This window comes from uncultured Lamprocystis sp. (assembly GCF_903933125.1).
Lineage (GTDB): Bacteria > Pseudomonadota > Gammaproteobacteria > Chromatiales > Chromatiaceae > Thiodictyon.
Window position 1 is genome coordinate 1 of record NZ_CAIZIZ010000170.1, and the last position, 26,839, is coordinate 26,839.

Below are 26,839 nucleotides of genomic sequence, written 5' to 3' on the forward strand. Positions count from 1 at the left end.
CAGCTTGCGGTAGCTCTCGCCCTCCTTGATCAGCTCGCTGTAGAGATCGGCCCAACCGTAGAGGCTGCGTGCCGGCAGATCACGAAGATTGAGGAGTTGGATCTCAACCTGATACAACTGCCCGGTCGCGTCGCGGGCCTTGACGTCGACCACGGTGAGCTTGTCGTCGAGGAACTCCTTTTCGTTATAGGGATTGCAGGATCTCCACCGCGGTGATGGGCCGGGGCAGCTCCGCGCCGAGGATGGCGTTGAGGAAATGGAGCAGCAGGTCCCGATTGGACTCTGCCCCCAGCAGGGCCTTGAAGACGCAGTCAACCTTGGGATCGATGGGATGGCGCATGGTGGCAGTGTAGGCAGGTGTCGCCGGTGCGACAAGGGACGCGGCCCCGGGGAACCGCGCCCGGCGGGAGGGACACCGGAAACAGACCAATGTTCTACCCAACTTTGAAGGCAAGCCATCGTTGCCGTCAAGTCGTTCCGGGGACAGTTTACTTATCTCCCCGTTAACTACAGAGATCGAATTAAGTAAACTGTCCCCGGAATTCCCATTTGTAAACAGTCCCCCGCGCAGCCCAACGATGGCGTCCAAGGAAGGGCCGAGCAGATCGCGGGGCCGCGCGTCGTCATGCAGGCCGGCTGGACGCTTGTCCACTGGAGCGGGAGGACGTTTGCCGACATGCTGTCGGTCGAGATTCACCAGTTCGTCCAGCTTGGGCATAAATTCCGCGTCGGCGCGTCCTTTTACTTGTATCAGGGCGCGCTGCCGAAGAGTCGCCCGCAGCAGCTCCAACTGCTTGATCTGGGAGGAAACAAACGCTATACGATCAACCACACCCTTGGCAATCAAATGTCGGTATTCTACAAAGGGAGCAATCTGGCCGATCCCGCGGAGGTGACGATCGTTCTGGGGTGTGGCGGCTCGATTACGTTCGATGGAACGCGTCAGGCGACCGGGTTCAATGCAACGACGCGGCCAAAAAGGCGGCCAAAAAGGGGCCAGGCTCAATCATCGCGTCAACGGCGCGGAACCATTGACCAATAGCCACTGGAACCACGGACAACGATGTTCACAAGCATGTTCTTACGACAGCTCGTCCGGTTCGCGGTGATGATCTCTCTCACTCCAATCGCGGGGGTCGCAATGGGAATGTTCAGTGAGTTGGTCCTGTTCTCGGACGTGGAAGGGGTCGTACCGCAAGACGGCGTTCCGGTCGAAGGAGTGGAGATCCTGCAGGAGATCACCTACCAGGAGCCGGGCAGGATTCCCTCTCAAACGGTCAAGACGGGCGCCGGGGGCCGCTTCACCTTTGCGCGGGTCACCACCGGCTCCGGTCTCAGCCGGGTTATTCCCTGACAGCCGTCGATCCTACAACGGCTGGTGATTCGTTACAATGGCGTGGGGTACGAGGGTTGGCGACACAACAAGAACTCTTATGACCTTAACAGTGAATTGGCCGGGCGGCCGTTGCGTCTGATCTGCGACCTTGCCCACGCCCCTGATTTCGAAGGCAAACACTACGGAATCTGCCGAGCCGCCCCCGACTAAGCTGGGCCGCGCGGCCCGGACGGCGGATGCAGCCCGTGGAACCGAGAAGAGCAGTGGTCACGATTGGCTAACCAACACCCGCATGGCCGGAGTTCAGGGGCCTGGCGGGTACACGGTGCACGCCGGATTCTGGAACCTCGCCGCGGGCCTGTTGCCCCAGATTCAGGCGAGTCTTCGCGGGCGTCATCCCTCCCGCATCCATGCTCGGTCGGGAAAACATCTCAGCGCAATTCAACATCAAAAATCAGCATCTCATCGGCGCCAATGAGCGGCTTGCGCAAAACCTCGACTGGGACCCGCCGGCCCGGCAGGGCATCGATCAGGGCGATGCGGATGTCGGCATAGGTGCTGACCGGCTGCTCGCCGACCCGCACGATGCGGTCCCCTTCTTTGACTCCAGCCGCCTTGGCCCCGCTGTCCTCGGAGAATCCCTGGATTTCCACGCCCTGGTCGCCGACCTCAGGGTTCAACATCACGCCGAGCATCCCGGACTGGGGCAGGTCGACCGGCCGCGGGAACAGCAGATAGTCCGCCGCGGCGGGGTCGAGTTCACGCTGGTTGGCGTTCAGCAGACTGACGGCAGACACCGGCTGACGGCGCAACAGCCGTTTGGGAATCCCCTGACCGTATTCCAGATGCCCGGCGCCGGCCAACACGACCAAGGTCCGGTTCGGATGCTCCTGGAGGTAACGGGCGGCGCGCTCGGCCATCCCCTCGTCCCACAGGAGTTGCACCTCGATGAACCGCTCGAACGATTTCTTGTCCGGCATCGGATGCTGGTCGAACACCGCTTTCACCCGCTCCTGGTAGGCGGTGTCCGACCGGTCGATCTCGGTGGGGACACGCGACCGTTCCTGGGGATCGAGACCGTCGATGCCGACCTCCCCGACGCGTTTGGTCAACGCGGAATCGAGATTCAAGGCGATCACCGGGATTTGGTGTTCCCGCGCGAACTGCAGGATCGGCCGGTAGAGACGGTAGTCGTAGCGCCAGCGGTCAAAATACTCCGTCTGGCGCAGGAACGCGGCCTCATCGATCGCCCCGTTGATGTAGGCGTCGACCACCGACTGGTACGGCTGCTGGAAGAATTCCATGCCGATCGCCACTTCCTTGCCGCGGGCTTGCAGGCCCTGGATCACCTTGAGTTGGTTGAGATGATCCTCGTAGCGATCGTGGCTTTCACCGACGAACACCACGCGCCGGTCGGCGATGGCATCGAGCAACTGCTCCATGTTGGTGAGCGTGCGCGGATCGAGCACCCGGGTCGGCGTGTCGGCGGGAACCGCGGCGCCCGCCACCGTCTCGGCTGCGGCAGCCGGCGAGACCGCGAGAGGAGCGCCCAGCACAAACGCCAGGGCCAACGGAAGAATCGATCGACGAGCGGCCACGGCAGTCCTCGCTGGTATTGGCCCGAGCCGGGCCGCGTTATCATAAGATGATCCGGTCAAGGCCACGGATTATGGACCAAGGCCGCCGACCGTCGTCAACCCGCCACCTCCACGAGCCCCCAGACCCCGATGCGCACACTTCTTCGCCTGACGCTGCTGCCGATCGTATTGACCAGCCTGCTGCTGCCGCTGTCCGTGCTGGCCGAGCTGCCGGTCGTTGATCACGAGATCGCGGCGGTGATCGACCCGGCGTCCGGCCAACTGACCGTGACCGATCGACTCACCCTGCCGCCCGGCCGGGACACCGTCGATCTGGTGCTGCACACCGGCCTGTCGCCCCGCGTCGGACCGGACCAAGGGACGCTGGAGGTCCTGGGCCAGGATGCGCATCTGGAGGCCCTGCGGCTGCGCCTGGCTCCCGCGGCCGGCGGCAGCGCGACCCTCACTTACGGCGGCACGATCCGCCATGACCTGACGGCCGTCAGCGAAGGCATGGGTCGCGAGCGCCGGACGACCGTTGGCACCATCGGGCCGGAGGGGGTCTTTCTCGACGGCGGCAGCGGCTGGTACCCGCGGATGCCGGGCACCCTGCAACGTTTCACCCTGCGGGTCAGCCTGCCCGCGGGCTGGCAGGCCGTCTCCCAAGGCGCCGGACCGGGCCGCGAGGCTGATATGGGCTCCGCCTGGGCCGAAACCCAACCCCAGGACGATATCTATCTGATCGCGGCCCCCTTCACCCTCTATCGCGATCAGGGGGCCGCGCCACAGCAGGGGGCCGAGGCCCAGGTCTGGCTGCGCACGCCCGATGCGCCACTGGCCGCCGACTACCTCGCGGCCACGCGTGAGGACCTGGACCTCTACAGCCGGCTCATCGGCCCCTACCCTTACGCTAAGTTCGCCCTGGTCGAGAACTTCTGGGAGACCGGCTACGGCATGCCCTCCTTTACCCTGCTCGGCCCGCAGGTCATCCGGCTGCCGTTCATCATCAACTCCTCGTACCCCCATGAGGTGCTGCACAATTGGTGGGGCAACGGCGTCTATGTGAACTATCAGGGCGGCAACTGGAGCGAGGGGCTCACCGCCTATCTGGCAGATCACCTGATGAAAGAGCGCGCGGGTCAGGGTGCCGCCTATCGCCGCGACAGTCTTGCCGCCTTCGCCGACTATGTGCGGACCGGGGCCGACTTCCCGCTCATCGCGTTCCGCGGACGCCATGGCGCGGCCAGTCAGGCGATCGGCTACGGCAAGGCCGCCATGGTCTTTCATAATCTGCGGATCCAGTTGGGCGACGCGGCCTTCATCCAGGGGCTGCAACGCTTCTACACCGACAACCGCTTTCGCGTCGCCGGCTATCCGGAACTGCGTAGCGCCTTCGAGACGGCGTCCGGCCGTGACCTCGGCACCTATTTTGCCGCCTGGACCACCCGCACCGGAGCACCGCGCCTGGCCCTGTCCGAAGTCCGGTCCGAACCGCTCACAACCGGCTACCGGGTCAGCGGACGGGTGGAGCAGACGCAACGGCAGGCGCCTTACCCCTTCGCGGTTCCGGTCGTGGTCCACCTGACCGACGGGGCACCGCGGCAGACCCTGGTCATGCTCGCGGGGCGCGAGACCGATTTCACCATCGAGCTGCCCACCGCCCCGCTCCGCGTCGCCCTGGACCCGGAATTCGACAGCTTCAGGACCCTGGAAGCGGGCGAGTCGGCGGTCTCCCTGGGCAGCCTGTTCGGCGCCGCGCAGGGTCTGATCCTGCTTCCCAGCGCCGCCTCGCCCGACCTGCTTGAGGCCTATCGCGCCCTGGCCGCCGAATGGCAGCGCGGTCACGCGGGCTGGCAGATCGCACTGGACAGCGATCACCCCGCGCCCCCGACCGACCGGGCGCTGTGGCTGCTGGGCTGGGAGAACCGTCACCTCGGCGCCTTCGCCGCGGGCAGTCAGGGGTTCAGCCTGGACCCGGCAGCGCGTGCCCTGAACATCGCCGGGGCGCCCGTGGACACCACCAACGCAAGCCTGGCACTCACCCGCCAACGCGGCGATCAGGCGCTCGGCTGGGTCGCAACAACCGATGCCGCGGCGCTGCCCGGACTGACCCGCAAGCTCCCCCATTACGGCAAATACGGCTATCTGGTCTTCACCGGGACGGCACCCGACAACCGGCAGAAGGGCCAATGGCCGCCCGGCGACTCGCCGTTGGTCTACTGGTTCGGCGAGGCGCGACCCGAACTCACTCCCGCGCCGCGATCAAGCCTGGTGGAGCCCCGCTAGCGGTCAGGGTTCGTAGAAGCGCCATCCTGGCGCTTCGAAGCGGCTGGAAGCCGCTTCTACGTTTTCTTCGTGTTCTTTGTGTCTTTGTGCGAGCAATCGCCGGATTTATTGCCTTTCCCGCTCAGGCAGATGCAGACTTTGAACAGACTTTGCCCAGATTCACAAGCAAGCACCAACCAACCGAGGATAGCGCAATGAGCAACGAGACACTCCGTTCCAAAGATCGTCAGGCCTTCTGGTTCATCGTCGCCATCAGCCTGGCACCGCTGGTACCCTACGCCTTGCGCGGCCCGAGCGAGCAAGCGGCGGTCGGGGCGGACATGATCGGCGCGACGCAGCCGGCCGTCATCGCCCCGGCAATGGCATCCTGAGATCAAGCACTCGCGACCGACCGGCCTGATTCGGCGGTCGGATCGCGGGCAGTCCCCGCCTGGAAAAACCAATCAACGCAGGAGAAACAAAAACAGGGCCATCGGCCCTGTTTTTTTGGCAAATGTCTTAAGCATTTGCCTTAGGTGATTTCCGGCAAGTGACTGACCGCCGCCTGCGGATATTACTGCGCCCGCACAATAGATCGGAGGTCGAGGGTTCAGCCGAACGCGCCGCCGCCCGCTAAAGCGTCGGCCTCCGGTTGCGTCGCCCCAGTCACCGGAGGGTGCGATCGACCCGATCGTTTTTCGCCCTCAAGGCGAAAAACGATTAAAAGCCCATGCGCTCGAAAAAGCTCTTGACCCCATCGAGCCAGGTCGACTCTTGCGGGCTGTGGCGCGACCCGCCTTCCTGCATGCTGGTATCGAACTCGCGTAACAGTTCTTTTTGACGCTCGGTGAGGTTGACCGGCGTCTCGACCAACACCCGACAGATCAGATCGCCGACCACGCTGTCACGCACCGGTTTCACGCCCTTGCCGCGCACCCGGAACATCTGACCGGTCTGGGTACCGGCGGGGATCTTGAGGCTGACCTTCCCGTCCAGGGTCGGGACCTCCATCTCACCCCCCAGGGCCGCTACCACAAAACCGATCGGCACCTCGCAGTAGAGATGGCTATCCTCACGGGTGAAGATAGGATGCTCCTGCACCTGCACCTGCACATAGAGGTCGCCCGCGGAACCGCCATGCTCGCCGCGCTCACCCTCCCCGGCCAACCGGATGCGATCACCCGTATCCACACCGGGCGGCACCTTGACCGACAGGGTCTTGTCTTCCTGCAAACGGCCGCGCCCCCGACAGTGAGGGCACGCCTCCTCAATGATCTGACCTTTCCCCCGACACTGGGGGCAGGCCTGCTGAATCGAGAAAAACCCCTGCTGCATCCGCACCTGGCCGGCACCGCTGCAGGTGGGGCAGGTCTTGGGCTTGGTCCCCGGTTTGGCCCCGGAGCCGCCGCAGAACTGACATTCGACCAAGGTGGGAATGCGGATCTTGACGTCCTTGCCGGCGACCGCCTCCTCCAGACTCAGGCTGAGGTCATAGCGCAAATCAGCCCCGCGACCGGTGCGCCGACCGCCGCGTCCGCCGAAAATATCGCCGAAAACGTCACCGAAAATATCCTGGAACGAACCCCCGGCGAAATCGCCGGGGCCGCCGAACCCGCCGGCACCGGCCTCAACACCGGCGTGGCCGAACTGATCATAGGCACTGCGCTTCTTGGCATCCGTCAGCACATCGTAGGCCTGTTTGACCTCTTTGAACTTGGCCTCGGCGCCGGCGTCTCCGGTGTTGCGGTCCGGGTGGTATTTCATGGCGAGACGCCGGAAGGCCTTCTTGACGTCGGCCTCGCTGGCGTTGCGCGCAACCCCCAGGACTTCGTAGTAATCGCGTTTGGGCATTAGCAGCAGTGGTCAGTAGTTATACGGAGCGGTTTTGAGTTTTCGGTTTTTCGTTTTCAGTTAAGGACTATCAAACATTGGGTTACGAAAAACGAGAAACGAGAAACCAACAACGACGGGTATAGTAGTCAATGGTGAATAGTGAGTGGCTAGTGGTCGGTTGCTCATCGAGCGGGGCATTTCACCGCGACATGAACAACGCACGGACAATCCGCCCGCGCGCCGCAAATCAGCGATGACGATCCATCATCCACTATCCTCTATCCACAAATCACTATTTCTTATCGTCCTTGACTTCTTCGAACTCGGCATCGACCACGTCATCCTTGCCGCCGCCCCCCCCCGCGGTCTTGGCACCCGCATCCTGGCCGGCCGCCTCGGCGCCAGCGGCACCCGCCGCGCCCTGCGCGTAGAGCCGCTCAGCCATCTTGGCGGAGGCGTCGCCCAGTGATTTGGTGAGTGATTCGATGCGGTCCTTGTCCTCACCCTTCATGACCTCTTCCAGGTTCCGAACCGCCGATTCGATCGCGGACTTCTCACCGCTCTCCATCTTGTCGCCCAGTTGCTCCATGGACTTGCGACAGGAGTGGATCATGCTGTCGGCATGGTTGCGGGCGGAAACCAGTTCATGGAAGCGCCGGTCGTCTTCCATATGGGCCTCGGCATCCTTGACCATCTTGGCGACCTCGGCATCCGACAGTCCGGAGGACGCCTTGACGATGATGGACTGCTGCTTGCCGGTGGCCTTGTCCTTGGCGGAGACGTTCAGAATCCCGTTGGCATCGATATCGAACTTGACCTCGATCTGCGGAACGCCGCGCGGCGCCAACGGAATGTCGCTGAGATCGAAGCGCCCAAGCGACTTGTTATCGACCGCGCGCTCGCGCTCGCCTTGGAGCACACGCACCGTCACCGCCGTCTGGTTGTCATCGGCGGTGGAGAAGACCTGCTGGGCGGAGGTCGGGATCGTGGTGTTCTTCTCGATCAGCTTAGTCATGACCCCGCCCAGGGTCTCGATACCGAGCGATAGCGGTGTCACGTCCAGCAGCAACACGTCCTTGACCTGCCCGCCCAATACGCCGCCCTGGATGGCCGCGCCGATGGCGACGGCCTCGTCGGGGTTTACGTCGCGCCGCGGGGTCTTGCCGAAGAACTCCTCGACCTTGGCCTGTACCTTGGGCATCCGGGTCTGGCCGCCGACCAGGATGACCTCGTCGATCTGCCCGGCGGTCAGATTGGCGTCCTTGAGCGCGGTCCGGCAGGGTTCGATGGTCCGGTCGACCAATTCCTCGACCAGGGACTCGAGCTTGGCGCGGGTCAGCTTGACATTCAAGTGCTTGGGACCGTTCTGATCAGCCGTGATGTACGGCAGATTGATGTCGGTCTGCTGGCTGGACGACAGTTCGATCTTGGCCTTTTCCGCGGCTTCCTTGAGACGCTGCAGCGCCAGCGGGTCATTGTGCACGTCGACGCCCGCGGACTTCTTGAACTCGGCTGCCAGGAATTCAATGATCCGCAAGTCGAAATCTTCGCCGCCGAGGAAGGTATCACCGTTGGTGGACAGCACCTCAAACTGGTGCTCGCCCTCGATCTCCGCGATTTCGATGATCGAGATATCGAAGGTGCCACCGCCTAAGTCATAGACCGCGATCTTCTGATCGCCGCGCTTCTTGTCCATCCCGTAGGCCAGGGCCGCGGCGGTGGGCTCGTTGATGATGCGCTTGACCTCCAGGCCGGCGATCCGCCCGGCGTCCTTGGTCGCCTGGCGCTGGGAATCGTTGAAATAGGCCGGAACCGTGATGACGGCCTCGGTGACCGGGTGGCCCAGATAGTCCTCGGCGGTCTTCTTCATCTTCTGCAAGACCTTGGCCGAGATCTCGGGCGGCGCCATCTTCTTGCCGTTGACCTCCACCCAGGCGTCGCCATTGTCCGCCTTGACGATCTTATAGGGCACCATGCCCTTGTCCTTGGCCACCACCTGGTCCTCGTAACGCCGGCCGATCAAGCGCTTGATGGCAAACAGCGTGTGCGTGGGGTTGGTGACCGCCTGCCGTTTGGCGGATTGGCCGACCAGGACTTCATTGTCACTGCTGTAAGCGACGATCGAGGGCGTGGTCCGATCGCCCTCGGCATTCTCGATGACCTTGACACTGTCCCCCTCCATGACGGCGACGCAGGAGTTGGTGGTGCCGAGATCGATACCGATAATCTTTCCCATTCATTTTCTCCGAATTCTCGTTGCTGGCAAATAGCAGCGGCGCCAGGGCGCCTAATTGGCCCCTCAGTTGGGGGGAAACCCGCGCCGATTCAAGCCGGTGTGCTCACGCACCCTGGTCCGGGGCAGCACGGTGGATGCAATCCGTTCAGGCGGCCCGGGACACCATCACCAGCGCCGGGCGCACCAGCCGACCATTCAACGTGTACCCTTTCTGCATAACGGTGGTCACCGTATTGGGGGCCACATCGTCGCGGGGCTGCATGGTCATGGCCTGGTGGAACTCCGGGTTGAACGGCTCACCCAGAGGCTCCACGGGAACAACGCCGAAGCGGGCCATGGCATCGGACAGGAGCTTGAGGGTCATTGCGGTGCCCTCGCGCAGCCGCGCGAGGTCGGTCCCCTCATCCTGGGCGGCGTCGTGTCCCAACTCCAGGCTATCCTGCACCGGCAGCAGTTCACGCACAAAGCTGTCCAATGCATATTTATGGGCCTTCTCCAGCTCCAGTGCCTGGCGCTTGCGCAGGTTGTCCAGTTCCGCCCGTGCCCGCAGTAACTGGTCCCAGTGCTCGTCGGCCTTGGCGCGGGCGGCGGCCAACTCGGCCAACTCGGCCAGCAGCGCGGCGCTGCCGGCGACCGGCGGCTCAGCGTCCGCGGGCAGCGCAGACGGCAACAGTTCTGGATCAGTGTTCGGGTTAGCCATAGGGTCAGTCGTTTGATTGTCCGTTGTCTCAGCCGTCATGTTGACCTCCGTAACTGCAAGCGGCCGGACCGCCGCGCCTGATCGAGGCGTCGGCGCCGCGGCCGGAATGGGTGGCTACTGCCGCAACGCGGCGGCCAGCAACCGTGCGGTGACGTCCACGATCGGAATCACCCGCTGGTAATCCATGCGGGTCGGCCCGATGACCCCGAGCACACCCACCACCTGATCATCCACACGATACGCCGTCGTCACCAGACTACACTCTTCGAGCAGGTCATAACCGGACTCCTCCCCGATGAAGATCTGCACCCCGTCGGCCTCAATGCAGCGATCCAGGATGTGCAGGATCTCACGCTTCTGGTTAAAGGCGTCGAACAGGTGCTTGAGCCGCTCCATGTTCGCCAATTCGCCGAACTCCATCAGGTTGGTCTGGCCGGCGATGACACAGTCATCAGTGCGTTCGGCCGCCGCCACCACCGCATGGGCCAGGGTCACGGCGCGCATCATCAGCGCATCCATGTTCTGGTGGGTGTTCTTCAGATCCTCCAGCAGGCGCTTGCGCACCTCACTGATGTCCTGCCCGGTGAACATCTGGTTCAGATAATTCGATGCCTCCTCCAGCATAGAGCGGGTGACGGCATGCTCGGTCGTAATGATCCGATTGTGCACCTCACCCTCGCCGGTAATCAGGATCGCCAGCACCCGCGAGCCCGACAACGGCAACAATTCGATCTGCCGGAAGGCGTTGCGCTCATGCCGCGGCAGCATCACCACACCCGCCAGGTGGGTGATCCCCGAGAGCATCCGCGAGGTCGCCTCCACCAGCGACTTGGAGTCGGTCGGGCCGGTGAAGCGCTGCCGCAGGCTCTCCATATCCTCCTCGGAGGGTGGCCGCATCGTCAGCAGCGAATCCACGAACAGCCGATAGCCGGCCACCGTCGGCACCCGCCCGGCCGAGGTGTGTGGCGACACCACCAGCCCCAGGTCTTCCAGATCGGCCATCACGTTGCGGATCGTCGCCGGACTCAACTCAAGACCCGCGTCCTTCGAGAGGGTCCGGGAGCCCACCGGCTGACCATCCTTGATGTAGCGCTCCACCAACACCTTCAGAAAGTGCATGGCGCGCTCGCTGACCTGGGTGTCGCCGTGTCTGGCTTGTGCTGTCAATGGATGCCTGCCCTAGTATTTGCCGCGTTGACCCACCTTCTCTTTTCCCGCTGCTGCGAGGCCGACTTTCGCACCGGCGCCGGGATTCCCCCGCGCGCGGCCAATCAGGAACCGCGCGGGAGAACACGCGCCCCGACCCGACCGCCTGTTAGCACTCTCTTGATTCGAGTGCTAAGCCTCGCACAATCTAGGGACTCACCGCGAGACTGTCAAGGCAGAGACCCGATCCCTGGACCGACCGACGACAGTGCGCCCTGCGCGTCGCGAAGAATCTTACCGCTGCGCACTTGGCGTACCTCACCGCCCATGCTACCGTTTCAAATCGATCACCTGCCCGCAACCATCAGCGCGGCCCCCCAAGGAAGCCCATGCGGCAATTCCGAATCGTCGGCATCATCGGCAAACAGAGCGAGGAGCCCGAAGTCGAGGTCACCCTGCGCCGACTGACCGAACACCTGCGGCTGCGGGGCTGCCAAGTCCTGCTCGACGCCGAGAGCGCACGCCTGCTGCGGCTGCGGCCCGACGACGGCGTGCCGGTGGCAGTGCTCGGGGCGCGCTGCGATCTGGTCGTGGTGGTCGGCGGCGACGGCACCCTGCTGCACGCCGCCCGCGCCCTGGCAGGCAGCCGGGTGCAATTGCTCGGCATCAACCTGGGCCGCCTCGGGTTCCTGGTCGACATCCTGCCCGAGCACAGTGAAACCGCACTGGATGCGATTCTGGAGGGTGAGTATGAGACCGATACGCGCAGCCTGCTCACCGCCGCGGTGCTCGCGTGCGACGACACCCCGCCGGAGCGCGCCTACGCCGCGCTGAACGACGTGGTGATCCACAAATGGAACACGGCGCGCATGATCGAATTCGAGACCTACATCGACGGCGACTTCGTCAATGCGCAGCGCTCGGACGGGCTGATCATCTCGACCCCCACCGGCTCGACCGCCTACGCGCTATCCGGCGGCGGACCCCTGGTCGCGCCCTCCCTGGACGCCATCCTGCTGGTGCCGATCTGCCCGCACGACCTCAGCAACCGTCCGCTGGTCGTACCGGGCGCCAGCCGCATCGAGATCCGGGTCTGCGGTCCGGACAACGGCCATGCCCAGATGACCTGCGACGGTCAGACCGCCGTCTCGCTCCTGCGCAAGACCCGCCTGCGCGTGGAGCGCCACCCCAATCAGGTCTGCCTGCTCCACCCTAAGGGCCACAACCATTATCAGATCCTCCGCGCCAAGCTCGGCTGGGGAGGACTGACGCCGGTCTCGCTGACATGTTGAGCGGCCCGCACCGGCGCGCCCGTCCGATTGTAGGATGGGTAGAGCGCAGCGAAACCCATCCTCCGCACCGGTGCAGCCCATGCTCACCCACATCCTGATCCAGGACGTCGCCATCGTCAGCCGGCTGGAGCTGGACTGCGCCGCCGGGCTCAGCGCCCTGACCGGCGAGACCGGCGCCGGCAAATCCATCCTCATCGACGCCCTGGGTATCGCCCTGGGGGACAAGGCCGATGCCGCCGTCATCCGCGCCGGACGGGAGCGCGCCGAGGTCGTCGCCAGCTTCGACCTCGCCAATTGCCCGGCCGCGCGCGCCTGGCTGGCGGAACAGGCCCTGGACGACGACGGCGACTGCATCGTCCGCCGCCTGATCGCCCGCGAGGGCCGCTCCCGCGCTTTCATCAACGGCCGCGCGGCGAGCACCACCCAACTGCGCGAACTCGGCGACCGACTGGTCGACATCCACGGCCAGCACGCCCACCAGTCACTGCTGCGCGCCAATGACCAGCGGACCCTGCTCGACGCCTACGGCGGCCATCCGGACCTGGCCGCCGCGGTGGCCGCGGCCTTTCGCGACTACCGGACCCTAGACCGCCGCCTCACCGAACTCGAAGGCGCCGCGGCCGAACGCGCCGAACGCCTCGATCTGCTGCGCTTTCAGGTCGATGAACTCGATGCACTCGGTCTCAAGGCCGAAGAACTCGTGTCGCTGGATCAGGAGCAGCGGCGACTGAGCCATCTGGGCCGGCTCCAGGAGGTCGGGGCCGCGGTCCTGCAAGGGCTGGCCGAGTCGGAGCCGGCCATCGAAGACCAACTGCGCGGCGCGGCGGCGGATCTCAGCGAACTGGAGACCATCGATCCCGCGCTGGCCGAGGCGCGCGAGTTGCTGGAGGGCGCCGCGATCCATGCCCATGAAGCGGCCGTCAGCCTGCGCCACTACCTGGACGGACTCGACCTGGATCCGGCCACCCTGGCCGCGGTGGAGGCCCGGCTCGCGCAGATTCATGAATTCGCGCGCAAGTACCGTGTCTTCGCCCCGCAACTCCCCGACCTGCTCGCCACCCGCCGCGCTGAACTTGCGACCCTGCAACAGGCCGACCAGACCCTGGACATCTTGCGCGGCGAGCGCGACGCCGCCTGGACCGCGTTTGGCGCTCAGGCGGCACGTCTGTCGCAGGCGCGTGCCGGCGCGTCCGCCCGGCTGGGCGATACCGTGACCCAGGCGATGCAGCAACTCGGCATGACCGGCGGACGCTTCGCCGTCGCGCTGGAGCCGCTGCCCGCCGAGTCCGCGGGCGCCGGCGGCATGGAGCGGATCGCGTTTCTGGTCAGCGCCAACCCCGGCCAGCCCATGCAACCGCTGGCACGGGTCGCCTCCGGCGGCGAACTCTCCCGCATCAGCCTCGCCATCCAGGTCGCCACCGCGGAATGCGGCAGCGTCCCCACCCTGGTCTTCGACGAGGTGGACGTCGGCATCGGCGGCGGCGTCGCCGAAATCGTCGGGCGCCTGCTGCGCCGCCTGGGCGCCGCCCGACAAGTGCTGTGTGTCACCCACCTGCCGCAAGTCGCCGCCCAGGCCCACCACCAACTGCGGGTCAGCAAAGAGACCCTCGACGGACACACCCATACCCGGATCGAACCGCTCGACGCCGCCGCCCGGGTCGAGGAGATCGCCCGCATGCTCGGTGGCACCGAGATCACCCGTCGTACCCGCGACCATGCGCGTGAGATGCTCGATCGTGCACGAGGTGACGGCGCCAGTTAGAACATCAGGCCGGGATCGCTGTTCCTTGCCGAAGCGGATGATTCGGATTTGTCCACAGATGACACAGATGCACACAGATGAAGATAGCGCGTAGGATGCGGTGAGGAACGAACCGCATCTTTTTAAATTTAAAGACTTATAACTTTCTTCACACATTCGTCGGATGCGGTGATGCACGAGCCGCTCCCCTCGCGGCCGGGGCGATGCGGTTCGTGCCTCATCGCACCCGACGGCACCTCCGTCCGCTGGTGCTTGAACACGAACGCGCACTCATGCTACGGTCCGCCCGCACCTGCTCAACCATTCCCCCAGGAGAAAATCCGCATGATGTTCAAACTGTTCCGACGCCATTCGGGGCCGCGCGGCCAACACGCGACGCTTTTTCTCTTGTGTTTGATACTGGTCCTGAGTCTGACCCTGGGCCAGGCCGCGGCCGGACTGACGGCACCCGGTGCCGCGGCGGCGACCCATGCCGACAACCTGCGCGCGCAGGTGGCTGCCGCGGGCTGGGTGAACGTGCGGGTGGATCTGGGCGCGCCGGAGCGGGCCGCGGCGGATGACCTGGAGCAGACGGCCCAGGATCTGCTGTTCGCCTTGCCGGCCGGGTCCTATGACACGGTCGAGCGGGCCGCTGGTGCGGCCAGCCTGACGCTACGGGTCGATGTGGCCGGGCTCGATGCGCTGCTGGGCTCGCCCTGGGCGACAAGCGTTGCCGCGGCCGGCAATCCGGAGATGCAGGGACTGGCTGCCGGCCATGTGCACAGCCTGGCCCTCAAGTCCGACGGCACCCTCTGGGCCTGGGGAGGCAACAATTACGGTAAGCTCGGCGACGGCACCACCACGTGGCGTAAAACGCCGATCCAGGTCCTGACCGGGGTCGCGGCCGTGGCAGCCGGGTATAGCCACACCCTGGCCATCAAGACCGACGGCAGCCTCTGGGCCTGGGGATCGAACTACTACGGCGGGCTCGGCGACGGTACAACCACCGATCGTTGGACGCCGGTCCAGGTCCTGACCGGGGTTGCGTCCGTGTCAGGCGGGGGGGGCATACCCTGGCCATCAAGACCGACGGCAGCCTCTGGGCCTGGGGATACAACGGGTGGGGCCAGGTCGGAGACGGCAGCAACACGCTAAACCGCCTGCGTCCAGCGCCGGTGGTCGGGTTCGAGGGACCACCGCCTGCCTCCACCGCCGACTTCACCGTCACCAACATCACCCTGAACCCCAGCGCCCCGCTCGCCGGCGGAACCTTCAATGCCTGGATCACTGTTAAGAACCGGGGCACTGAGGCCGGCAGCCCTGGGCTGCTGCGCGTCTGGACCAACCAGCCCGCGTTCCAAGACTGCGACGCCACGGGGGACGCCGAGATCAGCCTGGCGAGCCTGGCGGCCGGCGCCAAACAGACGGTGTCGATCCGCCTGTCGGCCGGCACCGCCGGGTACCAAAACCTGCGGACCTTCATCGACAGCCAGTGTCTGACCGCAGAACCCGATGAGACCAACAACCAAGACGTCAAGGGCTACCGGGTCTTCGCCCAGCCGATCGCGGACTTCGCGGTCACCGCCATCGACCTGACGCCCAACCGCCCAACCGCCGGCGGGACCTTTAGCGCCGCCGTGACGGTAAAGAACCGCGGCACCGCGCCCGGCGACGCCGGCACGCTCGCCCTCTGGGTCGATCAGCCGGACGTCCCCGCCTGCGGCGCCGCGGGCGACGCCGCGCTGCCCGTCGGTACCCTCGCCGCCGGGGCCCGCACCCTGACCCTCGACGGACTCCCCGCCGGTGCCGCCACCGCCAAGTCACTGCGCGCCTTCATCGATCACACCTGCGTCATCACGGAGGCCTACGACGCCAACAACCAACGGGTGAAGCCCTACACCGTCGCGCCCTGAACCGCCCTCCGGCGGTCGCTCGCGCAACCTTGGCTGTCGGTGCGACTTCAGTCGCATCGACACCCGGTTCGACCTCTGTATCGCGGTCCTGTCCGACCAAGAGCGCCGCGGCATCGCGCGCGATACCGTCACCAAGATGGCCGAAGACGCTGCCGGGGGCGTGCCCGAGTATTACATCCTGCACCCCATCCGCTGATCCGGCCCGTTCATCCGGCGGCGATTGAACACGAAGACGGAACCATGCTACCGTCCGCGCGCACTTGCCAACCCATCCCTAAACAACAGGAAATACGCATGTTTTTTGAACTGTTCCGACGCCCGCCGGGGCCGCGCGCACAGCGCGCGGCGCTTCTTTTTTTGTGTTCGATACTGACACTGACTCCGGGCCTGGGCCAGGCCGCGGAGCCGCCCAATGCCGCCGCCCTGCGCGACCAGGTGGCCGCCGCCGGCTGGCTGACCGTGCGGGTGGACCTGCGCGCACCGGCGCAGACCGCGAGGGCGGCGACCGCCGCCGACCAGGACGACCTGGAGCAGACGGCGCAGGATCTGCTGTTTGCCTTGCCGGCCGGATCCTATGACGGGGTGCGGCGCACCGCCGGTTCAGCCAGCCTGACGCTGCGGGTCAATGCCGCCGGGCTGGATGCGCTGCTGCTCTCGCCCTTGGCGACGGTTGCCGCGGCCGGCAATCCGGACATGCAGCGACTGGCGACTGCCTATTTTCACAGTCTGGCCCTCAAGACCGACAACAGCCTCTGGGCCTGGGGATACGGCGGGTTCTGCGCGCTCGGCGACGGCACCTGCGAGAGTCGCCCCACCCCGGTCCAAGTCCTGACCGGCGTCGCGGCCGTGGAAGCCGGCGGTTATCACAGCCTGGCCCTCAAGACCGATAGCAGCCTCTGGGCCTGGGGATACAATTACGCTGGCCAACTCGGCGACGGCACCACCCGGACCAGTCCAACGCCTGTACAAGTCCTGACCGAGATCGCGACGATGGCGGCCGGCGAGCTGCACACCCTTGCCCTCAAGACCGACGGCAGCCTTTGGACCTGGGGAAGCAATGAATTTGGCCAACTTGGTGACGGTACAGCTTACTGGAGCCTGCGCCCGCTTCAGGTCCTGACCGGAATCGCGGCCGTGGAGGCTGGCGGTTATCACAGCCTGGCCATCAAGACCGACGGCAGCCTCTGGGCCTGGGGATACAATTACGCTGGCCAACTCGGCGACGGCACCACCACCACTCAGTTGGCGCCGATTCAGGTCATGACCGGAGTTGCGTCCGTGGTGGCGGGCGTCGGCCATACCCTGGCGATCAAAACCGACGGCAGTCTCTGGGCCTGGGGAAGCAACTGGGGAGGCCAGATCGGCGACGGCACCACCACCGATCACCGGACGCCGGTTCAGATCATGACCGGGGTCGCCGCCGTAGCGGCAGGCTACTATCACACCCTGGCACTCAAGACCGACGGCAGCCTCTGGGCCTGGGGAAACAACTGGGGAGGCCAGATCGGCGACGGCACCACCACCGATCGGTTGACGCCCATCCAGGTAATGGCCGGGGTCGCGGCCGTGTCAGCCGGCAATGCTTACACCCTGGCCCGCAAGACCGACGGCAGCCTCTGGGCCTGGGGAAACAACGAGTATGGCAAACTCGGCGACGGCACCACAACAGACCGCCCGCGGCCGGTGCAGGTGGCCGGGTTCCTGGGACCAAACGCCCCCGATTTCGTGGTGACCGCTGTGACCATAAACCCGCTTGACCCGCTCGCCAACAGCACGTTCAGCGCCACCATCACGCTGCAGAACCAGGGCACGGTCGCCGCAACGCTCGGCACCCTGCAGGTCTGGGCTAACCAGACCGCCACCCAGGGCTGCAGCGCGGTCGGGGACCAAGCGGCCACCCTGGGGCGCGTCGCGGCCGGTGCCAAGCGCACGGTAACGGTCAACGGCCTGCCGGCCGGGACGGCTGGGGCCAAGACCTTGCGCGTCTTCGTCGACAGCCAGTGCCAGACCGCAGAAACCAATGAAACCTACAACCAGTTCACCAAAGCGTACACCGTCTTTGGACGGCCGACGCCCGATTTCGTGGTGACCAGCATCGTCCTGCCCTCCGGCAGCCCGAGCGTCGGCGCGACCTTCAGTGCCGCGATCACCATCAAGAACCAGGGTTCGGGGGCCGGCAATGGCGGCTATCTGGATGTCTGGACCGATCAACCGGCGGCCCAGACCTGTCGTGCGGATGGCGACACCTTTGTCAGTGTCGGCACCCTGGCGGCAGGCGCCAGCACCACCCTGACCATCGACGGTCTGCTTGGGGGAACCACCGGGACCAAGACGCTGCGCGCTTTCGTAGACAGCTACTGCGGCACCGGGGAAACCCGCGAGGGCAATAACCAGAAAACCGCGATCTATACGGTCGGCCCGTAAGCTGATCGGTCCGCGCAGCGGACCCTACGATCACGGTTTTCGTAGGGTCCGCTGTGCGGGCCATCCCTGCGCCAACTATCCCTGCGCCAATCATTCCTGTGCGGACCATCACTAGAAAAAGAGCGGTTATCGCGCCACGCCGCCAAACTCGCCACCCTGATATCTCGCCGGTCACCCGGCACAGGTGCCGGTGAGCCGAGCAAAGCCGCTCTGTTGCTTTACGTTCCTGGCGTCTTGGCGTCTTGGCGCGCGTCTCAGCCAGCTTTCGAAGCACTCACCCACGGAGAGAAGACCCATGTTTGCAGCAATGAACCACCGCTGTCCGAGGCCGTGCCAACCACGCGCGGTACAGAGCAGACGACGCAAGATCTGCTGTTCGCCTTACCCGCCCGGTCCTATGACGGGGTCGAGCGGGCCGCGGGTTCAGCCAGCCTGACGCTGCGGGCCGATGCCGCCGGGCTGGATGCGCTGTTGTTCTCGCCCTTGGCGGCGGCGGTGGCCGCAGCCGTCAATCCGGACATGCAGCGGCTGGCCGGCGGTAACACTCAAAGCCTGTTTCTCAAGACCGACGGCAGCCTCTGGGCCTGGGGAAACAACGGGTATGGCGAGCTCGGCGACGGCACCACCAACCAGCTTTCAACGCCGGTCCAGGTCCTGACCGGGGTCGCGGCCGTGGCCGCCGGGGATTCTTACACCCTAGCCATCAAGACCGACGGCAGTCTCTGGGCCTGGGGACACAACGGGTATGGCGAGCTCGGCGACGGCACCACTACGCAACGCCTGCGTCCAGTGCCCGTTGCGGGGTTCGTGGGGCCGACCGCCCCAGATTTCGTGGTGACCGGTGTGACCCTGAACCCGCTTGACCCGCTCGCAAATAGCACGTTCAGCGCCACCGTAACGGTCAAGAACCAGGGCACGGCGAGCGGCCGTGGAGGCTATCTGGATGTCTGGGCCGATCAACCGACGGCCCAGACCTGTCGGGCGGACGGCGACACCTTTGTCAGTGTCGGCACCCTGGCAGCGGGCGCCAGCACCACCCTGACCGTCGACGGTCTGCTCGGCGGGGCCGCCGGGACCAAGACGCTGCGTGCTTTCGTGGACAGCTACTGCGGTACGCGGGAGACCCGCGAGGGCAATAACCAGAAAACGGCAGTCTATTCGGTCGGCCCGTAAGACGACAATAGATGGTCCGCACAGCGGACCCTACGGTAAGACCGCGATCCGTAGGGTCCGCTGTGCGGACCATCGCTGTGCGGACCATCGCTCTGCCGACCATCACTCTACCGACCATCCGCAGCCGACCGGAACGCGAATCAACGCGACCACGACCGGCCGGCCCGACCCGCTCAGGCCGCCAGCGCCTGCTCCGTCGCCACATCATCGTGCACCACGGCTGGCACCGACCGATTCAGCGCCGCCAGCACCGCCTGCAGTGAGGCACCCACCACGTCGCGGTCGATCGCCGCCCCGCTGACGCGCACCCCGTCCACATTGATCAGGGCATAGGCTGCCGCCTCGGCATCCGTACCCTCGCCGATGGCGTGTTCCTGGTAATCCAGCACCTGAATGGACTGACCGAAGGCGCGCGTCCAGGCGTCGACGAAAGCGCCGATCGCCCCCTGACCCTCGCCGTGCAGGACGCGTTCGCTGGCGGGAGCGCCGAGGTGGACCTCGATCCGGTCGTGACCATTGCGGGCCAGCCGATAGCCGGTCAACCGCCAAGGCCCCTGATCACGGACGAAGTGCTCGCGGAACAACTGGTGAATCCGCGGCCCGTCGATCTCGCCGCCGTCGCGTTCACTCTCGCGCTGGACGATCTGCGCCAGTTCGACCTGGAGCCAGCGCGGCAGGTTGAGCCCGTACTCGCGCTCCATCACAAAGGCCACCCCGCCCTTGCCGGACTGGCTGTTGACCCGCACCACCTCCTGGTAAGTGCGGCCCAGGTCGCGCGGGTCGATCGGCAGGTAGGCCACCTGCCAGGGCGCGTCCGCGCTCTGCCGCTTGAGACATTTGTGGATGGCGTCCTGGTGGCTGCCGGAGAAGGCGGTGTAGACCAGTTCGCCCACCCAGGGATGCCGGGGATGGGTGGGAATACCGGTGCACTCGCTCACTACCGCGAGGATTTCGTCCGGCCGACTGAGATCGAGCCCAGGGTCGATGCCCTGGCTGTACAGGTTCATGGCAAGCGTGACGAGATCCATATTACCGGTGCGCTCGCCGTTGCCGAGCAGGGTCCCTTCCACCCGGTCGGCCCCGGCCATCAGCGCCAACTCGGCTGCCGCGACCGCTCCGCCGCGGTCGTTATGGGTGTGAACCGAGAGGATCAGGGCGTCCCGCCGGCTGATGTGGGTCGCGAACCATTCGACCTGATCGGCGAAGCGGTTGGGACTCGCCACCTCCACCGTGGCCGGCAGATTGATGATGCAGGGGTGATCCGGTGTCGGCATCCATTCCGCGATCACCGCCTCACAGACCTCGACCGCGTAATCCGGCTCGGTGGCGGTGAAACTCTCCGGTGAATACTGGAAGGTCCAGTGCGTCTGCGGATAGCGGGCCGCCTCCTCCCGCACCCAGCGGGCGCCCTGGCGGGCAATCGCCTTGACGCCCTCCCGATCGCTGCCGAACACCCAGTCGCGCTGCACCGGGGAAGTGGAGTTGTAGACATGGACGATCGCCCGCGGCGCCCCGGCCAGGGCCTCGAAGGTGCGGCGGATCAGGTCTTGGCGCGCCTGCACCAGGACCTGCACCGTGACGTCCGCGGGAATCTGATCGGACTCGATCAGCCAGCGCACGAAGTCGAAATCCGGCTGACTGGCCGCGGGAAAACCAACCTCGATCTCCTTCACGCCCAGGCGGACCAAGAGCCCCCAGAGACGGCGCTTCTGCGCCACGCCCATCGGCTCCAGCAGCGCCTGATTGCCATCGCGCAGGTCGACGCTGGCCCAGATCGGAGCCTTAAGGATACTGCGGTCGGGCCACTGGCGGTGTGGCATGGCCAACACCGGGCCGGGTTGGTACTTGCGGTGGTCGAAGTGCATCATGGCGGTCTCTGTTGCTGGTCTCGTGGGGCGTCCGGTCCCCCGGCGGGGGGCGCGCTGAGGCCGTACTCCTGGGATTTGGCTTGCTGACCTCGCCCTGGTGGGGCACTGAGGCGGCCCCGCTCCCGGTAAGGAACTGGGGACTGATCGGCGCGCGCCTGGTGGGCTCTTGCCGGGTGTCGCTGCCTTGGGCGACAGGGCATAGATTACGCCGAAACCTGCGCCAGATGATTGCGAATGCAACCTCGAATTGCACGCTTTTAGCAATTTTCTGCTAGTATCTCCCCGCAATCAGCATCAGCGAACCGATCAACAGCCAGCGCCGGGCAAGATGCATGAACCTCGACAACTACGACCGCCGCATTCTCGAAGCACTGCAACAGGAAGGACGGCTGAGCAATCAGGATTTGGCCGACCGAATCGGCCTCTCGCCCTCGCCCTGTCTGCGGCGGGTGCGCGCGCTGGAAGAGGCGGGCATCATCACCGACTACCGCGCCCTGCTCGATGCCAAGCGGCTCGGTCTCAATCTGATGGCGATCCTGAGCGTCTCCATGGACCGCCATACCCCGGAGCGCTTCGCGGGTTTCGACGCCGCCGTCGCGGTCATGCCCGAGGTGCTGGAGTGTCTGCTGATCACCGGCCGGGACGCGGACTATCAACTCAAGGTCGTGGTCCGCGACATGGAGCACTACCAGGATCTGCTGCTGGAGCGTATCACCCGCATTGAGGGCGTGACCGGCGTGCACTCCAGTTTCGTGCTGCGGCGGGTGGTGGAGCGCACGGCACTGCCGGTACTTTAGGCCGAGTTTTTCGGAAACCTGCTTGATCCTGATCGCAACCCCCCTTTCCACGACGGAGAAAAAGCTTGGTTCAAAAAGAAACATTGCGTTACATTATGTTTCATGATGGTTCACGGAAACACAGATGCCGACACCAGACCTATCCGTTGATGAGTTGCTCACCGACGCGCAGCTCCGTGAGCTACTCGGCATCTCCCGGACTACAGTCTGGCGCCTTAGGAAGCACGCAGGCCTACCGTTCGGCAAGGTCGGTCGCTCGTACCGCTACCGCAAGGCAGAAGTGCTGAAGTGGATCGCAGACAACCCCATGCACTCTCGCCAGCTCACGTTGAAATTCGAGGTCCGGCCGTGACCGTCAGCGCCGAAGGAGAGTCATAGTGAAGTGGCATGAGAAGTTCGTCGCTGTGGAGGATCGGCGCTGGGTGGAGGTGTGTCAGCAGGCGCATGCATCCGCTGATCGCGTAGCGTTGTTTCAGGGCGATGCCGGGAGACGACTTGCGGTCCTGCCTTCGAGTTGCGTAAACACCGTGGTCACTTCGCCGCCTTACTGGAATGTCCGTGACTATGAATTGGATGGTCAGCTCGGTTCTGAGGAAGTGAACGACTACGTGCGCCGGCTGGTTGGCATCTTCGAGGAGGTGAAGCGGGTGCTGGTGCCGGGTGGATCTGCATGGCTAAACCTTGGAGATACTTACTTCAACAAAACTGTCACGGAGAATGGCCTGCCTCCAAAGAGAGGGTGGAAACGGTCGAAACAGCTGTCCCTAGTCCCGTTCCGTGTTGTGATCGCCTTGGAGGACGCCGGATGGTGGGTGAGGAACGTCGTCGTGTGGCGTAAGACCAACGCCATGCCGTCTAGCGTCCGAGACCGCCTTACGAACACCTGGGAGCCATACTTCTTCTTGACGAACTCCGAACATTATTACTTCAACCTTGATGCGATCCGGGTCCCCCACGCCACGGACGATACAGTGGAGCGTCGCCGGGCCGAAGAGGGGCTGAACAATGGGAAAGCACGAGGCAAAGAGGGCCTAAGTGACGAGGCATAACTTAGTTATACATTTTTATTAAGAGAAACCGTTGGGATCAACCACGTAATTCCATTGTCCAAGGCTCGGATCATGCCGAATAAACTGATCTTTGATCTCCCGGAATCCGTCGGAGCATTTGCGGCCGAGCGCGTAGAATTTATCGAGGATGCGTGCGGTGACGCGCAGCCCGGTGTCGGTGGTCGTGCGCTCGACGGTCCAGCGTGCGGTCTCGGGGGAGTCGAGGATGACCCCACTCCAGGTGCGCTCGACTTGGCTGAAGAGGCGATGCTCAATGGGGTTCCACTTGGAGGTATAGGGCGGATAATGGGCGATGCGCAGACGCAACCCCAAGCGCTGGGCCAAGGCGATCAGGTCCTCTTTGAAGCGCAAGGAGCGCGCCGCGTTGCTGCCGCCGCCATCGCAGAGCACCAGGATTTCCGTGGCCGTGGGATAGCAAAAGCAGAACAGCAGCGTCCAGGCCAAGAACAGGGCGTCGCAGGCGAAGGCGCTGGTGTCGTGCGAGGTCCCCAGGGTGATGAAGCCGTGGTTGGCAACCACGTCGTAGACGCCGTGCGGCACGAGCACCCCACTGGCCAGATGGCGATAGTCGTGGTCATGGACGCGTTGCGGGGCGGTGCTGTAGCACTGTCCGCGCCGGTGCAAGGGTCCCAGCAGTTCCTTTTTCTTGGTGTCGATGCACAATACCGGCGTGCCACGCTGGCGTGCGCGGCGGCGCAGTTCGGCGATGTGGCGAAACTGCTGGTCACGCTCCTAGGGATCGACGTCGCCGGTGATCAACTCCTTACGCAGGCTGCGCCGCCGAAAGCCGGTCTGTGCCAGCAATTTCGCCGCGGTGTGACGACTGACCGTGACGCCCAAGACCACCAGTTCCCGCGCCAGTTGCAGGGGCTTCAGATCGGTCCAGCGCACCAGTGGATCGGTCGGACTACCCGCGCTGTGGGCCTCCAGCACGTCGCTGAGCGCCTCGCGCAAGACCGGTTCGTCCGGCGTCAGCGGCGGTCGCCCGCCGCCGGGGCGCCGGATGCGCGCAGCGCCCCCACTGGGACGTTGCGGATGGTTGGGGTCGCCGTCGCGCATCTGCTCCAGTTCGCGAATGCCGGTATAGAGGGTGCGCCGGCTCATCCCCAAGACCCGGGCGACATACGCGACACCGCCTAAGCCAATCTTCAAGGCCTACAGCGCGGCGTAGCGCCGGCGATGGTCCTCCGGCAGCGACCGGCAATACAGTCGCATCGTCTCCTCGTGGGTGGCCGCGTAACCGGCAAATTCGTTCATCGTCGTATCTGCTGTCCAACCAACCAGCGCCAATGGTCGCAGGAGGATCTCGGTTTTTCAAGTGAATGGCGGCCGTGCGCGTGGTTCCGAGCCGCCGAGGCGTCGGCCGACTGGAGTCCAAATACGCATCGCTGGCCGCCACCAGACAGAAGCCAACTGAGCTAAAATGAGTAACTTGTTAGTGAACCTTCACTAAGGAAGTGGTTATCGTCACCTCGCCACCGGGCCACCATTGACGGTCTACAGGAGGTTACCCGCCGGCCCAATGCTCCCGACTCCGTAGATCTGGCGGCCTACCTCCGCGCTGACTATTACCCATATCTCCCCTCCCCGACGCCGCGCTGGGCCGCCATCGCCAGCACGAAGTCGGCGGCGCGCTGGAGTCCAATCCAGAGGGTTTGCGGGCCGGGGAAGCCGTCGGACTTCCGGCCTTGGAAGCCGCCCAGACCGGCGACCATGCGCACCATCTGATCCAGCGTGGGCGGGGTGTCGGGTGGGGGCTGACGTTCGGTGACGATGTAGACGGCGTGCCACTCGGCGGTGTCGAAGACCACGTCGCACGGCATCTCCGGGCAGGCGCGTCCCAGCATCGTGAGGAACAGGACCCGCCAGGCCACGATCAGATAGCAGGCGAGTGCCGGTTCCAGGCGTTCACGTTTTTCCAGTTGCAGCTGCTCGATCCGGCAGCCGCTCTTGAGGATTCTGAAGTACACCTCGATTTGCCACCGACACAGATACCATTGGATCTTCTCCAGTGCCTGCGCGGGGGTGTCCACCGGCAGGTTGGTCAACAAGAGCCATTCCACCGGCGCCTCGCCGGTCGGCGGCGCCGGCTCGCTGGCCAGGAGCGCGGTGATCTCCACCGCGGGCAGGGTGCGGTCGGGGCGCCGCGGGGCCGGGAGCGTGACCCGCACGGCACGCAGTTCTTGATGAACCGTGCACGCCGTGACGCCGTGACGCCGTGACGCCGTGACTGGCCGGCCGCTCGAAGGTGGTCGCGGCGAGCAGCGGCGCGGCGGCCAGGTGCTGGCGCAGGGTCTGGCCGTTGGCCAGGACCCGGTCGTGCTGGCCGCGCACCAGCCAGTCGGCGGCGGTTTCGGGGCATGGGGCCTCCACGAACAGGTCGTAGATATCGGCTTCGCGGTCGGCCACATACGTGAGGCGGGTCTTGGGCAGTTGCTCCGCGAGTTCGTCGACCTGCCGATAGCCGTCCACCCAGCGCACACTTTCCTTGTCTTCCAGGGCGCGCTTGGGGTCCTTGTCCTGCCCCAGGCTACCGAGCTCACGCACCCAGCGGTGGAATTGAGCAGCCCCAGGCACAGCCGCTCGGGGGTCACCGCCAGCGTCGGGTGCAGATACAGCCCCTGGCGGGTCTCCAGGTTGAGTGGCCCCAGGCCCTGCATGGAGGGTTTGCCGGCAGAGTCGATCTCGCTGGTGTCCTCGATACACAGCACTCTGGGGTGCGCGCCGATCCGCTCGACGGTGCGTGCGATGTGGGGGGCGAGCACCGCCTCGGCGGTCACCGCGTCATGGTCGAACAGGCGGTAGGCGGCACGGGTCTCGTGCCAGCCGCCGCAGGCGGCGGGAATGCTCAGCGTGGGTTTCTCCCCCAGTTTGGCCAACACCCGGCGCGCGCGCCGGTTCAGGCGCTGGTCGCCCAAGTCGATGCCGTCGAGCTCGGCGGCGAGTGCGCTCATGCGACCCCCAGCGCGGCGCGGAAGTCCGCCGCCAGCGGGTAGACGTAGACCGCCTTGCGCGGTAAGTCGGCCTGGTGGGTGCGATCGCACTTGCCCCGCCCGGCCGTCTCGCCAAGATAGCGCCAGTTGGCGGCCCGATAGCAGGTCCCCCGAAACCGCGGCGTCTCCACAAAGGTCTCCAGCAGCACCGGGGGCGCGCCATAGCGCAGGGCGAAGTCCTCCCCGACCCGCCCCGCGGCCAGCGCCAAGATCTTGGAGGCGAGGTTCTTGACCTGCACCCAGGGCAGGATGAGGAACCGGGCGTTGTTGAGTACGCGCCCCAGATGGGCCTCGCGCGTGGCCGGTTCCCAGCCGATCCAGCGGTCACGCGCGGCCACCTTCCAGGCCGCCGCACCGAAGCCGAGCGCGCCCAGGATCCCGTGATCCCAGTGGATCAGATAACGCAATTGCGCACCGGGTAGCGGGGTGTAGCCCAGGTAGTGGTAGCGCGCGATCAGCCCGTTCCACAACCGCG

General features: G+C 65.3%; 24 protein-coding genes and 1 pseudogene. 14 read left to right on the top strand and 11 right to left on the bottom strand.

Annotation, left to right across the window (positions count from 1 at the left end; translation table 11 throughout):
- Together QZY03_RS08385 and QZY03_RS08390 are read right to left on the bottom strand one after the other, a co-directional pair.
- A partial coding sequence (locus tag QZY03_RS08385; RefSeq protein WP_295580054.1) for a PD-(D/E)XK nuclease family transposase occupies positions 1-153 on the bottom strand: 153 nt, incomplete at its 3' end.
- Between the two features lie 31 nt (positions 154-184).
- Entirely contained in the window at positions 185-340 is a 156-nt protein-coding gene (locus QZY03_RS08390) for a PD-(D/E)XK nuclease family transposase (RefSeq protein ID WP_295580018.1), read from the bottom strand.
- 336 nt (positions 341-676) lie between these two features.
- Between QZY03_RS08390 and QZY03_RS08395 the strand changes: the two genes are divergently transcribed.
- The 3 genes from QZY03_RS08395 to QZY03_RS32020 all read left to right on the top strand — a co-directional run bounded on the left by QZY03_RS08395 (position 677) and on the right by QZY03_RS32020 (position 1,546).
- Positions 677-1,042 (top strand): hypothetical protein, encoded by a 366-nt coding sequence (locus QZY03_RS08395; protein WP_295580019.1) that lies wholly within the window; start codon positions 677-679, stop codon positions 1,040-1,042.
- A 99-nt stretch (positions 1,043-1,141) separates the two neighbouring features.
- Complete coding sequence (locus tag QZY03_RS08400; protein WP_295580020.1) at positions 1,142-1,354, top strand: DUF6795 domain-containing protein; 213 nt, start codon at positions 1,142-1,144, stop codon at positions 1,352-1,354.
- Positions 1,355-1,363: 9 nt separating this feature from the next.
- Entirely contained in the window at positions 1,364-1,546 is a 183-nt protein-coding gene (locus QZY03_RS32020; RefSeq protein ID WP_363168918.1) for a DUF6795 domain-containing protein, read from the top strand.
- Positions 1,547-1,767: 221 nt separating this feature from the next.
- On the opposite strand, the gene QZY03_RS08405 is transcribed toward QZY03_RS32020, so the two are convergent.
- Positions 1,768-2,907 carry a ChaN family lipoprotein gene (locus QZY03_RS08405; RefSeq protein WP_295580021.1) on the bottom strand — a complete coding sequence of 380 codons (1,140 nt, stop codon included), beginning with the start codon at positions 2,905-2,907 and terminating at the stop codon, positions 1,768-1,770.
- A gap of 156 nt (positions 2,908-3,063) precedes the next feature.
- Between QZY03_RS08405 and QZY03_RS08410 the strand changes: the two genes are divergently transcribed.
- Complete coding sequence (locus QZY03_RS08410; RefSeq protein WP_295580023.1) at positions 3,064-5,199, top strand: M1 family metallopeptidase; 2,136 nt, start codon at positions 3,064-3,066, stop codon at positions 5,197-5,199.
- A 194-nt stretch (positions 5,200-5,393) separates the two neighbouring features.
- Complete coding sequence (locus tag QZY03_RS08415) at positions 5,394-5,570, top strand: hypothetical protein (RefSeq protein ID WP_295580024.1); 177 nt, start codon at positions 5,394-5,396, stop codon at positions 5,568-5,570.
- Positions 5,571-5,898: 328 nt separating this feature from the next.
- On the opposite strand, the gene dnaJ is transcribed toward QZY03_RS08415, so the two are convergent.
- From dnaJ to hrcA, 4 genes are all read right to left on the bottom strand, one after another.
- A complete protein-coding gene (dnaJ, locus tag QZY03_RS08420; RefSeq protein WP_295580025.1) occupies positions 5,899-7,029 on the bottom strand; it encodes a molecular chaperone DnaJ in 1,131 nt (376 codons plus the stop codon).
- A gap of 274 nt (positions 7,030-7,303) precedes the next feature.
- Positions 7,304-9,247, bottom strand: a complete 1,944-nt coding sequence (gene dnaK / locus QZY03_RS08425) for a molecular chaperone DnaK (protein ID WP_295580027.1) — start codon at positions 9,245-9,247, stop codon at positions 7,304-7,306.
- Between the two features lie 145 nt (positions 9,248-9,392).
- Positions 9,393-9,947 (bottom strand): nucleotide exchange factor GrpE, encoded by a 555-nt coding sequence (gene grpE, locus QZY03_RS08430; RefSeq protein ID WP_295580028.1) that lies wholly within the window; start codon positions 9,945-9,947, stop codon positions 9,393-9,395.
- A gap of 114 nt (positions 9,948-10,061) precedes the next feature.
- A complete protein-coding gene (hrcA, locus tag QZY03_RS08435; RefSeq protein WP_295580055.1) occupies positions 10,062-11,066 on the bottom strand; it encodes a heat-inducible transcriptional repressor HrcA in 1,005 nt (334 codons plus the stop codon).
- A gap of 416 nt (positions 11,067-11,482) precedes the next feature.
- On the opposite strand from hrcA, the gene QZY03_RS08440 reads away from it, so the two are divergent.
- The 6 genes from QZY03_RS08440 to QZY03_RS08465 all read left to right on the top strand — a co-directional run bounded on the left by QZY03_RS08440 (position 11,483) and on the right by QZY03_RS08465 (position 19,636).
- On the top strand, positions 11,483-12,385 hold the full coding sequence (locus tag QZY03_RS08440) for an NAD(+) kinase (RefSeq protein ID WP_295580029.1): 903 nt from the start codon (positions 11,483-11,485) through the stop codon (positions 12,383-12,385).
- 79 nt (positions 12,386-12,464) lie between these two features.
- A complete protein-coding gene (gene recN, locus QZY03_RS08445; protein ID WP_295580030.1) occupies positions 12,465-14,147 on the top strand; it encodes a DNA repair protein RecN in 1,683 nt (560 codons plus the stop codon).
- 324 nt (positions 14,148-14,471) lie between these two features.
- Positions 14,472-15,281 carry a hypothetical protein gene (locus tag QZY03_RS08450; RefSeq protein WP_295580040.1) on the top strand — a complete coding sequence of 270 codons (810 nt, stop codon included), beginning with the start codon at positions 14,472-14,474 and terminating at the stop codon, positions 15,279-15,281.
- Positions 15,206-16,039 carry a CARDB domain-containing protein gene (locus tag QZY03_RS08455; RefSeq protein ID WP_295580056.1) on the top strand — a complete coding sequence of 278 codons (834 nt, stop codon included), beginning with the start codon at positions 15,206-15,208 and terminating at the stop codon, positions 16,037-16,039. Before QZY03_RS08450 ends, QZY03_RS08455 begins: the two co-directional genes overlap by 76 nt.
- 294 nt (positions 16,040-16,333) lie before the next feature.
- Positions 16,334-18,463 carry a CARDB domain-containing protein gene (locus QZY03_RS08460; RefSeq protein WP_295580041.1) on the top strand — a complete coding sequence of 710 codons (2,130 nt, stop codon included), beginning with the start codon at positions 16,334-16,336 and terminating at the stop codon, positions 18,461-18,463.
- A 330-nt stretch (positions 18,464-18,793) separates the two neighbouring features.
- Positions 18,794-19,636 carry a CARDB domain-containing protein gene (locus tag QZY03_RS08465; protein ID WP_295580043.1) on the top strand — a complete coding sequence of 281 codons (843 nt, stop codon included), beginning with the start codon at positions 18,794-18,796 and terminating at the stop codon, positions 19,634-19,636.
- 173 nt (positions 19,637-19,809) lie between these two features.
- Here QZY03_RS08465 and leuA read toward each other — a convergent pair whose 3' ends face one another.
- Positions 19,810-21,504, bottom strand: coding sequence for a 2-isopropylmalate synthase (leuA, locus tag QZY03_RS08470; RefSeq protein ID WP_295580045.1), 1,695 nt, complete (start codon positions 21,502-21,504; stop codon positions 19,810-19,812).
- 332 nt (positions 21,505-21,836) lie between these two features.
- On the opposite strand from leuA, the gene QZY03_RS08475 reads away from it, so the two are divergent.
- From QZY03_RS08475 to QZY03_RS08480, 3 genes are all read left to right on the top strand, one after another.
- Complete coding sequence (locus QZY03_RS08475) at positions 21,837-22,301, top strand: Lrp/AsnC family transcriptional regulator (RefSeq protein WP_295580047.1); 465 nt, start codon at positions 21,837-21,839, stop codon at positions 22,299-22,301.
- 124 nt (positions 22,302-22,425) lie between these two features.
- Complete coding sequence (locus tag QZY03_RS32025) at positions 22,426-22,653, top strand: helix-turn-helix domain-containing protein (RefSeq protein WP_363168914.1); 228 nt, start codon at positions 22,426-22,428, stop codon at positions 22,651-22,653.
- 25 nt (positions 22,654-22,678) lie between these two features.
- On the top strand, positions 22,679-23,350 hold the full coding sequence (locus tag QZY03_RS08480; protein ID WP_295580049.1) for a site-specific DNA-methyltransferase: 672 nt from the start codon (positions 22,679-22,681) through the stop codon (positions 23,348-23,350).
- Between the two features lie 18 nt (positions 23,351-23,368).
- Here QZY03_RS08480 and QZY03_RS08485 read toward each other — a convergent pair.
- The 3 genes and pseudogenes from QZY03_RS08485 to QZY03_RS08495 all read right to left on the bottom strand — a co-directional run.
- Positions 23,369-24,475, bottom strand: a pseudogene (locus tag QZY03_RS08485) (ISAzo13 family transposase).
- A 464-nt stretch (positions 24,476-24,939) separates the two neighbouring features.
- Entirely contained in the window at positions 24,940-26,325 is a 1,386-nt protein-coding gene (locus QZY03_RS08490) for an IS4 family transposase (RefSeq protein WP_295580051.1), read from the bottom strand.
- The coding region (locus tag QZY03_RS08495; RefSeq protein ID WP_295580053.1) for a Druantia anti-phage system protein DruA at positions 26,322-26,839 on the bottom strand (518 nt) is incomplete at its 5' end. The genes QZY03_RS08490 and QZY03_RS08495, both read right to left, overlap by 4 nt.

Coding starts and splice junctions, on each gene's coding strand:
- QZY03_RS08490 (WP_295580051.1), bottom strand. CDS start 26,325: ATGAGCGCACTCGCCGCCGAGCTCGACGGCATCGACTTGGGCGACCAG.
- hrcA (WP_295580055.1), bottom strand. CDS start 11,066: ATGCACTTTCTGAAGGTGTTGGTGGAGCGCTACATCAAGGATGGTCAG.
- grpE (WP_295580028.1), bottom strand. CDS start 9,947: ATGGCTAACCCGAACACTGATCCAGAACTGTTGCCGTCTGCGCTGCCC.
- QZY03_RS08415 (WP_295580024.1), top strand. CDS start 5,394: ATGAGCAACGAGACACTCCGTTCCAAAGATCGTCAGGCCTTCTGGTTC.
- QZY03_RS08450 (WP_295580040.1), top strand. CDS start 14,472: ATGATGTTCAAACTGTTCCGACGCCATTCGGGGCCGCGCGGCCAACAC.
- recN (WP_295580030.1), top strand. CDS start 12,465: ATGCTCACCCACATCCTGATCCAGGACGTCGCCATCGTCAGCCGGCTG.
- QZY03_RS08410 (WP_295580023.1), top strand. CDS start 3,064: ATGCGCACACTTCTTCGCCTGACGCTGCTGCCGATCGTATTGACCAGC.
- QZY03_RS08390 (WP_295580018.1), bottom strand. CDS start 340: ATGCGCCATCCCATCGATCCCAAGGTTGACTGCGTCTTCAAGGCCCTG.
- dnaK (WP_295580027.1), bottom strand. CDS start 9,247: ATGGGAAAGATTATCGGTATCGATCTCGGCACCACCAACTCCTGCGTC.
- QZY03_RS08460 (WP_295580041.1), top strand. CDS start 16,334: ATGTTTTTTGAACTGTTCCGACGCCCGCCGGGGCCGCGCGCACAGCGC.
- leuA (WP_295580045.1), bottom strand. CDS start 21,504: ATGATGCACTTCGACCACCGCAAGTACCAACCCGGCCCGGTGTTGGCC.
- dnaJ (WP_295580025.1), bottom strand. CDS start 7,029: ATGCCCAAACGCGATTACTACGAAGTCCTGGGGGTTGCGCGCAACGCC.
- QZY03_RS08395 (WP_295580019.1), top strand. CDS start 677: ATGCTGTCGGTCGAGATTCACCAGTTCGTCCAGCTTGGGCATAAATTC.
- QZY03_RS08440 (WP_295580029.1), top strand. CDS start 11,483: ATGCGGCAATTCCGAATCGTCGGCATCATCGGCAAACAGAGCGAGGAG.
- QZY03_RS32025 (WP_363168914.1), top strand. CDS start 22,426: ATGCCGACACCAGACCTATCCGTTGATGAGTTGCTCACCGACGCGCAG.
- QZY03_RS08400 (WP_295580020.1), top strand. CDS start 1,142: ATGGGAATGTTCAGTGAGTTGGTCCTGTTCTCGGACGTGGAAGGGGTC.
- QZY03_RS08475 (WP_295580047.1), top strand. CDS start 21,837: ATGAACCTCGACAACTACGACCGCCGCATTCTCGAAGCACTGCAACAG.